10 protein-coding genes are annotated in these 11923 nt (G+C 36.8%); all 10 read right to left on the reverse strand.

The annotated features are described in order from the left end of the window. Position 1: 1 nt before the first annotated feature. Entirely contained in the window at positions 2-844 is an 843-nt protein-coding gene (locus O1Q80_RS07575) for a PHP domain-containing protein (protein ID WP_386694120.1), read from the reverse strand. 55 nt (positions 845-899) lie between these two features. Beyond that, on the reverse strand, positions 900-1922 hold the full coding sequence (pyrD, locus tag O1Q80_RS07580; protein ID WP_386694123.1) for a quinone-dependent dihydroorotate dehydrogenase: 1023 nt from the start codon (positions 1920-1922) through the stop codon (positions 900-902). A 62-nt stretch (positions 1923-1984) separates the two neighbouring features. Further along, positions 1985-4600 (reverse strand): aminopeptidase N, encoded by a 2616-nt coding sequence (gene pepN, locus O1Q80_RS07585; RefSeq protein ID WP_386696166.1) that lies wholly within the window; start codon positions 4598-4600, stop codon positions 1985-1987. A gap of 71 nt (positions 4601-4671) precedes the next feature. Next, entirely contained in the window at positions 4672-5169 is a 498-nt protein-coding gene (locus O1Q80_RS07590) for a C40 family peptidase (protein WP_386694126.1), read from the reverse strand. A 69-nt stretch (positions 5170-5238) separates the two neighbouring features. Continuing rightward, positions 5239-5535, reverse strand: a complete 297-nt coding sequence (locus O1Q80_RS07595) for an integration host factor subunit alpha (protein ID WP_386686524.1) — start codon at positions 5533-5535, stop codon at positions 5239-5241. Positions 5536-5537: 2 nt separating this feature from the next. Continuing rightward, positions 5538-7928, reverse strand: a complete 2391-nt coding sequence (gene pheT, locus O1Q80_RS07600) for a phenylalanine--tRNA ligase subunit beta (RefSeq protein ID WP_386694128.1) — start codon at positions 7926-7928, stop codon at positions 5538-5540. 13 nt (positions 7929-7941) lie between these two features. Continuing rightward, on the reverse strand, positions 7942-8406 hold the full coding sequence (locus tag O1Q80_RS07605; RefSeq protein ID WP_386694130.1) for a hypothetical protein: 465 nt from the start codon (positions 8404-8406) through the stop codon (positions 7942-7944). Positions 8407-8422: 16 nt separating this feature from the next. Beyond that, on the reverse strand, positions 8423-9412 hold the full coding sequence (pheS, locus tag O1Q80_RS07610) for a phenylalanine--tRNA ligase subunit alpha (protein ID WP_386694133.1): 990 nt from the start codon (positions 9410-9412) through the stop codon (positions 8423-8425). A 161-nt stretch (positions 9413-9573) separates the two neighbouring features. Beyond that, positions 9574-11001 carry a peptide MFS transporter gene (locus O1Q80_RS07615; RefSeq protein WP_386694136.1) on the reverse strand — a complete coding sequence of 476 codons (1428 nt, stop codon included), beginning with the start codon at positions 10999-11001 and terminating at the stop codon, positions 9574-9576. A gap of 180 nt (positions 11002-11181) precedes the next feature. After that, positions 11182-11910 carry a dethiobiotin synthase gene (gene bioD, locus O1Q80_RS07620; protein ID WP_386694138.1) on the reverse strand — a complete coding sequence of 243 codons (729 nt, stop codon included), beginning with the start codon at positions 11908-11910 and terminating at the stop codon, positions 11182-11184. Between the last annotated feature and the right edge of the window lie 13 nt (positions 11911-11923).

Below are 11923 nucleotides of genomic sequence, written 5' to 3' on the forward strand. Positions count from 1 at the left end.
TTTAAGCAAATTTTGCCCAAATCGGCATAACATTATCTGGTAAGGTTAGGGACTTGCCTAACTCAATCCAAGCACAAGGAAAATGAAAATCTGATCCGACAGATGCCAATAAATTGTATTCTACTGCCCAACGTGCCACTAATTGACGTTGGTTTGGTAATTGTCCGCAACCTGCCACTTCAATCCCATCACCTTGCCATTGAGCGAAATCCATCACCAATTTTTTAATCCAACTATTCGTCATATTATAACGCAATGGATGAGCCAACACCGCTAATCCACCAGCTTGATGAATCACCTTAATCGCAGTAGCAATATCGACCCAATCGGCTTTTACATAAGCAGGTTTACCTGCCGAAAGATAACGTTTAAAAGCCTGCGTATCGTTTGATACTTTACCTATCTGCACCAAGAATCTAGCATAATGCGCTCGTGTGACTTCTCCACTGGCTAACGCTTTAGCACCTTGATAGGCATCAGGAATACCAAGCAACTCAAGTTTTTCACCAATTTGTATGGCACGTTGTAAACGTAATTCTGCTTGTTGAGCTAAAAGTGCGGTCATTTCTAATGAATTTTGATCAAAATCTAACCCCACAATATGAACTCCCCGATTGCCACCTTGCCCAGTCCAAATAGTCGAAATTTCTACCCCATTAATCAACTGAATGCCTTGCTTATGGCTTTCCGCTCTGGCTTCATCTAACCCTACAATACTATCATGATCACATATCGCTAACACATTCACACCTTTTTCAACGGCTCGTTGTACTAGCTCTGTTGGACTTAATACCCCATCAGATGCGGTGCTATGACAATGTAAATCGTAAATTCTTTCGCTCATTATTCTCTCTTTAAAGAGAAAAGTGCGGTCAATTTCACCGCACTTTCCCATGATATTATTTTATTGCTTGAACCAAATCCTTGACCAATTTCGGTCCATGATAAATTAATCCAGAATAGAGTTGCAATAAACTCGCTCCCGCTGCTATTTTTTGCTGTGCATTCTGGATTGAATCAATGCCTCCGCTCCCAATGATCGGTATTTCACCTTGTAATTCTTGCTGTAAACGGCGAATAATTGCTGTGCTTTTATGTTGTAATGGTTTACCACTTAATCCACCAATTTCTTGTGAATGCTTTAATCCTGTAACATTATCTCGAGCAATGGTAGTGTTAGTGGCAATTACACCATCCATCTTATGACGGCGTAAGGTATCAGCAATTTGCACTAATTCATTTTCAGTTAAATCAGGTGCAATTTTCACCACGACAGGCACATATTTATTATACTGTTCAGATAGAATCAGTTGTCTAGCTTTAATACTTTGTAATAGATCATCTAACGCATCACCATATTGTAATTGACGTAAATCAGGCGTATTCGGTGATGAAATATTAACCGTAATATAATCCGCATAATTATAGGCTTTATTTAAGCAAAAAATATAATCATCTTTGCCTTTTTCAAGTGGTGTGATTTTATTTTTACCGATATTAATCCCTAATACCCCATTAAACTGGGATTTTTTTACATTTTCGATTAAATGATCAATACCTTTATTATTAAAACCGTTACGATTAATAATTCCTTCCGCTTCAACTAAACGAAATTGACGTGGTTTTGCATTACCATCTTGTGCCAACGGTGTGACAGTTCCAACTTCAATAAAACCAAAACCCAAAGCTGCAAAGCCGTCAATGGCTTCACCATCTTTATCGACTCCAGCAGCTAACCCAATCGGATTTTTAAATTTGATGCCCATGACATTTTTTTCTGTACCTTGTGGACAAGCTAGCAGATTTTTAACGATGCCATTCAATATGGGGTTTCCAGCTAAATGCAAGGTTGAGATAGTGAAATCATGTGCTGTTTCAGGTTGTAAACAAAATAGGATTTTGCGGATAAGTGGGTAAAACATAATACAATTTCTCATTTTATAAATAATAGGGGTAGATCGCATTCTACCCCTATAAAATCATTTTAGCTATTCAACGCTTTTTCAATTTTCTCATATAAATCTCGAGAAAGATTTTCCACTTCAAATAAACGTTGTAATGCTCGTTTCATTAATTGTTGACGTTGACTATCATAACGTCTAAAACGAATTAACGGTTCAATTAAACGTGCTCCGACTTGCGGATTACTTTTATTCAAACTAATCAAGATTTCCGTTAAGAAACGATAACCCGAGCCATCTACCGCATGAAATGCTCTTGGATTTTGGTTAATAAAGCTACCAACTAATGCACGCAAACGGTTTGGATTATTAAAGTTAAAACTTGGATGAGCCATTAATTGCTGTACATTTAATAGTACATTTTCATCAGGTCTGGTGGCTTGCAAAGCAAACCATTTATCCATCACTAACCCATCTTGGTGCCATTTTTGTTCAAAATCAGTCATTAAATTATCTCGACAAATTAATTGAGCTTTACAAGCAGAATTTAACGCTGCAAGGCAATCCGTCATATTGTTCGCATACAAATAATGCTTATTCACCATTGTATTACCCAATTCTGTAAAGGCTAGATAGTGCAGACACAGATTGCGTAAACCACGTTTTGCAATATCTTGGGTATTCACTTGATAACCGTCCAAAGAAATTTGATTATAGGTGTCAAGCCACTGTGTTTTGAGGCTTTCTGCCAAGGTACGCTGCATAAAATCACGCACAATAGCGATCCCCTCAGGATCAATTACCTTAAATTGTTCAGCAAACTCGGTTTCTTTTGGTAAGGTGAGTATTAACGTGGTTAATTCAATATTACTTTGATAATTTGCCAATACCTGAGAAAGTGCGGTTAAAATTTGTGGAGAAAATTCTAGTGGTTGAGCATTTTTATACTGTTCTAATAAACGACGTAATTCAAAGCTAAATAACATTTGCACTGAATCCCAACGCACAAATTCGTTTTGAGCAAATTTCAATAACGTCATTAATTGTTCAGCTGTATAGTCATAATCTAATTTCACTGGTGCAGAAAAATCACATAATAACGCTGGCACAGGGCGACTGGTAATATCATGAAATTCAAACACTTGATCGTTTTCAGTAATATTTAATACTTCATCCACTAATTCACCATTTTTCAATAAAGTAAATGGTATGCCTTTTTGATTATACAGAGCAATCTTTAATGGAATATGCAGATTCACTTTACTCATTTGATCGGCAGTTGGTGGTGTCATTTGTGACACGATTAATTTATAGCTATGTTTTTTCTCATCATAGCTATCGGTGATGGTTAATTCAGGCGTACCTGATTGACTATACCAACGGCGGAATTGTGTTAGATCCACGCCTGAAGCACGTTCCATGGCAGAAACAAAATCTTCGCAAGTAACCGCTTTACCATCATTTTCTGCAATATAAAGCTGCATACCTTTTTGGAAACGTTTTTCACCTAGCAAGGTGTGCATCATTCGGATCACTTCTGCCCCTTTTTCATACACCGTTACGGTATAGAAATTATTCATTTCTAAGACTTTTTCAGGGCGAATTGGATGCGACATTGGGCTTGCATCTTCCGCAAATTGATGTGTGCGTAAAAATTGTACATTATTAATTCGATTCACTGCTCGTGAACCCGTATCAGACGAAAATTCTTGATCACGGAAAACCGTTAAACCTTCTTTTAAGCTCAACTGGAACCAATCTCGACAGGTCACACGATTACCAGTCCAGTTGTGGAAATATTCGTGAGCGATTACACGTTCTACATCTAAATAATCGGTATCTGTGGCAGTTTGTGGATTGGCTAACACAAATTTCGAGTTAAATATATTCAAGCCTTTATTTTCCATTGCTCCCATATTAAAGAAGTCCACGGCAACAATCATATAAATATCTAAATCATATTCTAAGCCAAAACGATCTTCGTCCCATTTCATGGCTTTTTTCAGGCTTTGCATCGCCCAATCCGCTCGATTTAAATTGCCTCGATCCACATATAATTCTAACAGCACATTACGACCGCTTTTGGTCACAAAGTTATCTTGTAATAAATCAAAATCCCCTGCCACTAAGGCGAATAAGTAACACGGTTTAGGGAATGGATCTTGCCATTGCACCCAGTGGCGACCGTCATCTAAATCCCCTTGAGCTAAACGGTTACCATTGGATAATAAATATGGATATTTGCTTTTATCCGCAGTAATTGTGACATCGTAACGAGCCAATACATCTGGACGATCAAGCATATAAGTAATTTGACGAAATCCTTCAGCTTCACATTGCGTACAAATGCCATCACCCGATTGATATAACCCTTGTAATGAAGTATTCTCCGCTGGCACAAGATAAGTAACAATTTCTAATTCAAATTGATCCGCACTTTGTTCTTCTGCTAAATTTAATGTCAGGCTATCTTTATCTTGTTGATACGTAGTAAAATCTACCCCATTTAATTTGATAGATGCAAATTGAAAACTATTCCCATCTAAACGTAAACTAGTGGCTTCTGGATTTAAGCGTTTGACTTGAGTAATTGCTTTTACTACGGTATGCGTTGGATCGAGTTGAAAATCAAGAGAAATGTGCGTAATAGTAAAGTCTGGTGTACGATAATTTTTTCTGTATTTAGCTTGCATAAGAATATCCAAATAAGGCAAATATAAAGATTATATAATTAATATGGTAAATTTGCGTAACTTACCGTCTTCTGGGATTAAATTCGGCGAATTTGCCAAAAGACTTTGTTCCAATAAGGGCTATTTAATGAAGAATAAATCACCCCACCTTTAGTTGAGGCATGTAAAAATTTATCATCTTTGACATAAATCCCTACGTGATAACCATTCGGTCCTCGTCCTGTTTTAAAGAATACTAAATCTCCCGTTTGAATTTGCGAACGAGGGACTTGTTTACCATAACGAGATTGTTCAGTTGTGGTTCTTGGGAGCTGGATATTAAAACGATCCTTAAATGTAGTACGGGTAAAACCAGAACAATCCACCCCTGAACGAGTATTACCCCCTAATAAATAAGGAACACCAGCCCATTCACGTTGTTGCTCACTTAATAAGGTGATCACCATTATAGGATCATTTAATTGACCTTGATAATTAATACCATCATAATCGCCTTTATCAGATGATGAAGAACAGCCCGTCAAAAATAATGGTATCAATAACAACAAATAACCCAATCGCTGATAAAAAGTCATCGATCTTCCTTTATAATATCGCATAAAAGCTATTCATCAACCGAATGAATAGCTTTTCAATAATTTCGATTAACCTTTTGGTTTTGCTTTTTCTACTCGAGCTCGTAATTTCTGACCGGGACGGAACACCACAACTCGACGAGCGGAAACAGGAACACTTTCTCCAGTTTTCGGATTACGACCTGGTCGAGTGGATTTATCACGCAGTTCAAAATTACCAAAACCAGATAATTTTACATCCTCGCCTTTTTCTAAGAAAACACGAATTTGTTCAAAAAAACCTTCCACAAGCTCTTTCGCTTCTGGTTTGGCTAATCCACATTTTTCAATGAGATTTTCTGCAATTTCAATTTTAGTTAATGTCATAATTAGTCTCTCAAATAAGCATTAAAACGTTGTTTTAATTCGGATAATACAACAGAAATTACCGCATTAATATCTTCTTCTTCCAAAGTTTTTTCAGTGTCTTGAATGATTAAGCTAATTGCTAGGCTTTTATACCCTTCTGGCACACCTTGACCTTGATAAACATCAAATAAATTTATGCCCGTTAATTTTTCACCAGCTACAGCACGACATACATCCAATACATCACTAGCAGAAACATCATTTCCCACGACTAAAGCTAAATCACGGCGGTTAGCTGGGAATCTGGAAATCTCTTTTGCCACAGCTACCTTACGTTGTGCAATTTTATCCACTAAAATCTCACAAGCAAAAACTTTACCATTCAAACCAATTTTTTGTGCAATATTCGGATGAATTTGCCCAATAAAGCCAATTTCTTCCTCATTCAATACGATTGAAGCAGATTGCCCTGGGTGGAATGCAGGAAAGGCTTTCGCTATAAATTTAACGTCATTTGCAAATGCAGTCAAGGATAAAAGATTTTCAAGATAACCTTTTAAATCAAAGAAATCTGCTTGTTCGGTTTTACCAGCCCAATGTTCATTTAAACGAGTCCCTGTCATTACCGCACTAAACACTCGTTCTTGACGAACCCCAAATTCAGCTTTTTCATCTGGAATAAAACGTAATCCTAACTCAAATAAACGAATTCGATTTTGTTGACGGTTTTGGTTATACAACACTGCACCAAGTAATCCTGTTAGCAAAGATACACGCATTACCGACATTTCACTTGAAATCGGGTTAGGTAAAATTAACGCAGGTTGATCTGGATGTAACAACTGCTGAATTTTTGGATCGACAAAGCTATAAGTAATGGCTTCATAGAAATCATTGCCAACCAATGCGGTTTTTAAACTGGATACATCAACATCCGCTTCTCGGTGTTCACGCATTTTTAAATGTGCTAACGGTGAATTATTAGGGATTTCGTTATAGCCGTAAATACGTGCCACTTCTTCCACTAAATCTTCTTCAATTTCAATATCAAAACGCCAACTTGTCGATGTTACCGTCCAAATATCATTGGCAAAACTCACAGCAAAGCCTAGACGTTGGAAAATATCTGTTACAGTTTCGTTATCAATATAATGACCTAATAAGCTATCTAATTTTTCACGATGTAATTGTACTTGTTTCACTTTAGGCAAATATTGCTCACTAGCGACTTCACAAATTTCGCCAGCTTGACCACCACAGATTTCTAATAACAAGGCTGTTGCTCTTTCCATGGCTTTACGTTGTAATTCAAAATCCACACCACGTTCAAAACGGTGTGAACTGTCAGTATGTAAACCATATTGTCTAGCACGACCAATAATCGCTAATGGATTAAAGAAAGCCGCCTCTAAAATCACATCTTTGGTATTTTCCGCATCAACACCACTGGCTTGACCACCAAAAATACCAGCCATCGCTAATGGTCCTTTTTGATCTGCAATGACCAACGTATTACTTTGTAATGTTGCTGTTGTGCCATCTAATAGGACTAATTGCTCTCCATCTTTTGCCATACGGACATCAAAAGGTTGCGTCACTTTTTCTGCATCAAAAGCGTGCATAGGCTGTCCAAACTCAAGTAAGATATAGTTTGTAATATCCACAATAGGATCGATAGAACGAATATCACAACGGCGTAACTTTTCTTTCAGCCACATCGGGGTTGCGGCCTTAACATTGACGTTTTTCACCACACGTAATAAATAACGAGGGCAAGCTTCTGGAGCAGAAATTTTAATCTCTACTTTATCAGTAATCGTTACTGATGGTGTATCAAAGTGCGGTGCTTTTACTGCTTGTTTATTAACTACCCCTAATTCACGAGCAATCCCTGCGATACTTAAACAATCCGCACGATTCGGAGTTAAGCTAATTTCAATAGCTTGATCATTTAATTGTAAATAGTCACGTAAATCGGTGCCAATCGGTGCATCACTAGGTAATTCAATAATACCACCATGATCATCTGAAATACCAAGCTCACGAAATGAACACAGCATACCTTCTGATGGCTGACCCCGTAATTTAGCTTTCTTAATTTTAAAATCACCTGGTAAAACGGCACCTACTGTCGCACAAGCTACTTTTAATCCTTGACGACAATTTGGTGCACCGCATACGATATCCAATAAAGCCTCACCGCCAACATTGACTTTGGTCACACGTAGTTTGTCCGCATCTGGATGTTGAGTACATTCCACCACTTCACCCACAACCACACCAGAAAATTCTCCAGCAACCGCTTCTACACCGTCCACTTCTAACCCAAGCATGGTTATTTGATCGCATAATTGTTCGGTTGTAATGGCAGGATTAACCCACTCACGAACCCATTGTTCACTAAATTTCATCTATCAATCTCTCTTATCTCAATATTTCAAATGACAATCCTTTGAAAACAATGTCATTGAATTGAACTTCTACATTATATTTACCAATCGGATCTTGCGGAGTAAATTCCCAACATCTTGTTATAAGATTATCTTTAATATCCGCTTTATTCATGTTAGTTACCACCAAAAAGCCTTTTTTATCTTCATCAATTCTTACTTCTGAACCCTTTGAAACTATATTCATTGGTGCTGGTGCTGAAAAATACTCGGCAAACATATTTTGCTCTTGAATTGGCACATCAAAAATACGAATACATAAATTACGAGGTTTTGAACGAGAAAGCTGAGTTCCCTCTAGTAATTTAGGTTGCTTACCAGAAGTGTCCAGCACAAACAAGGCTGCTTGTGGTTGTTTAACTAATGTTTCTGCATTAGCAGCTTGAGCTATTACTGAAACTGAAAATAGAGCCAAAGCTATGACGGCTAATTTTTTCATATTTACTTTCCTAGTATTATTTAAACTGTCTTAAAAAACGAAGATCATTTTCAAAAAATGAACGTAAATCTGTCACGTTGTAACGCAACATAGTTAAACGCTCAACCCCCATACCAACCGCAAAACCGCTGTATTCATTTGGATCAATACCCACATTACGTAAAACATTTGGATGCACCATACCACAACCTAATACTTCTAACCATTTCCCATTTTGACGCATAATATCTACTTCAATAGAGGGTTCAGTAAATGGGAAATAAGACGGTCGGAAACGCACTTGTAAATCTTCTTCAAAGAACGCACGTAAGAAATCATCTAACAAGCCTTTTAATTCGGTGAAATTAGCTTTTTTATCCACATAAAGCAATTCGATTTGATGAAACATCGGTGTATGTGTCTGATCGTAATCATTACGATAAACACGTCCTGGAGCCATAATGCGAATTGGTGGTTGCATTTTTTCCATGGTACGAATTTGTACGCCTGATGTTTGGGTGCGTAATAATAGTTCTGGATTAAACCAGAAAGTATCATGATCGGCACGAGCAGGGTGATGTTTTGGAATATTTAAAGCATCAAAGTTATAATAATCACTTTCCACTTCTGGACCACTTTCTACCGAAAAACCTAATTCCGAGAAGAATTTCACTACACGTTCAATAGTAATCGCTACAGGATGTAACCCACCTGTTTCTACTTTACGCCCAGGTAAACTCACATCAATACGTTCTTTTTCTAATTTCGCATTTAATACTGCTTGTTCTAACTGTTCTTTCTTGCTATTTAAACCATCTAAAATAATCTGTTTAGCTTCATTAATTTTCGCACCTACTACTGGGCGTTCTTCCGCTGCTACATCACGTAAACCTTGCATTAACTGGGTAAAATGTCCTTTTTTACCAAAATATTCTACTCGGAAATTTTCTAACGCCTCTAGACCTTTATCCTGTAATTCATCTAAGGCTTGTCTTGCCTGCTCCGTAATCTCTTTAAGGTTTTGCATACCTACCCTTCTTAAATTTAATGTGTTTTTCAAAAATGCCTTTAATGATAATATTAACTTATTCAAAAATCACGTGATTTTTAATGAATTTGATAATTTTTCTACTAAACAAATAAAAAAGAGAGCAATTTTGCTCTCTTTTGCCATTAATTTAGCAAAAACTAATCTTTTCCTTTTAATAAACGGTTTAGTACAGGTACCAATAACAACAGCAAAACACCTGTAATTAAACCTATTCCACCAATCATTTCATAAAAACTGGTTGGGTCGTTTTCATCAAAACCATTTTTAAAGATAACACCACTCAAGGTGAAGCCAAGAGAATAGGATAAGAATGTCAACGCCACCATAGAGGCTTGGAAATTTTTAGGGGCAATTTTCGTAGCTAAAGACAAGGATACTGGACTTAATAATAATTCACTGATAGTAATCAGTAAAATAAAAAAGAAGAACAATAAGAAATTTGAACCTTGATCCGATACCATTAAGGAAAATGCAAAATAAGTTACACCTAATGCCAACATAGAAATGGCAAATTTAAGTGGTGTTTTTGGCTGCTTATCGCTCATTTTGGTCCAAAGGGTTGCTAATAATCCAGCAATCAAAATTACCCACAAACTTTGTAATGAACCCAACCAAGCAACAGGTAGCTCAAAACCGAAAATATTACGGTCAATCGTTTGTTCAAAATACAAAATCATTGCCGTATCAAATTGCGCCCATAGCGACCAGAAAATGCTGATTGTAATAAATAACGGGATAAATGCCACAATATTCCCTTTGTTTTCAACTTTATGGCTCATCAATAACCGAGCAAAATAGCCAATAGTTAAGCAAATAATACAAATTAACAATATTCTCGGGAAATTTTGTAGGGAAAGAAATCCTGAAAAAATAGTGACCATAATAATAGCAACTAGAGCTAACCAAGAAAATCCAGCTTGTTTTTGTTCTTTTTTGTTTAATGGATTAGGTACAGGACTCGGTGGTAAATTTTTACGTCCACGAGAATACATCCATAAACCAAACGCCATTCCAACAGCGGCAGCACCAAAACCATAATGGAAGCCATAAGATTTTTGTAAAATACCCGTTAATAACGGACCTAATAATGCACCAATATTAATTGCAATATAAAAAATAGAAAAACCCGCATCACGCATATTGCGAGTATCATCGGTTTCATATAAGGTTCCCAAGGTTGCACTAGCGGTAGTTTTCACACCTCCACTACCTAACGCAATACAAATCATACCTAAGATCAAGCCTTCTAAGCCTGGTACAAGTGCAAGAATAATATGTCCACACATCACCACAATGCCAGAATAGAACAATGTACGTTCCGCACCTAAGATACGATCGGCTACCCAACCGCCAACTAAACAAGAAAGATAAACACTACCACCATAAGCACCAACAATACCGCCTGCAATATTTTTATCTATACCAAGTCCACCTTGGCTATATTCGTAATACAAATAGAGAAATAAAATTGCTTTCATTCCATAAAATGAAAAACGTTCCCATAGCTCTATATGAAAAAGACTCGATAAGGCATAAGGATGTCCAAAGAAAGTTTTTTGTTGCATAATTTATTCCTTCTATAATTGTTATTCTCAATTTTCAATCTACAATATAACAATTTATTAACAAAGTAGAAAATATCAAAAATGAGAGAATGATCACAAAATTTTCACAATTTAATGCTAAAAATAAGAAAACCGACAGCATAATAACTCTCGGTTTATTGATTCAACGCAGATCTACGCTTATCTTACTAATTCCGTTTTCAAATAAGTCAACCGCTCAATATTGGTCATATATTTTGCTAAATTTTGCGTTTCTGGTTTATAAATATAAGGAATTTCACCTAGTAATGGAGCATCAATTTTACTACTTAATGTATCAATCATTTCCGCATAATGTCCCAAACAAGGATTAATCCGATTGGCAATCCAACCAATTAATGGCACGCCCAAATTTTGTATAGATTGCACCGTCAACAAAGTGTGATTAATACAACCCTCTTTAATTCCCGCCACCAATACCACTGGCATTTGATGAGTCACTACCCAATCGGCGAAACTAAAATGCTTATTAATCGGCGACAACCAACCAAAACAACCCTCAACCACTACTGTTTGATATTTTTGATTTAACTTATCCAAATCTTGATTAATTTTCTCAATTTGAATTTGTTCACTTTGATCAGTAAACAATGGCATAGTATGTCCAAAAGTATAACTATTAATATCCCGATAGCCCACATTTTGCTTAGTGGTATTCATCAAGGTTAATACGTCCGCGTTATCTTCCGTACCATAATCCCCCTCTTGCTCCACGATCCCGACCATTGCATTTTCATCATCTTGCGTGCAAGCAATCGGCTTATACCCCACCACATCAATATCTAATTCTTGTAACGCTTGAATAATGGCTCGAGTTGCCACCGTTTTCCCCACATTGGTATCTGTACCTGTTACAAAAAAACTACTCATAATTTAATCCTTT

The sequence above is a fragment of the Lonepinella sp. MS14435 genome (assembly GCF_042485795.1).
In the GTDB taxonomy this organism is placed as follows: domain Bacteria; phylum Pseudomonadota; class Gammaproteobacteria; order Enterobacterales; family Pasteurellaceae; genus Lonepinella.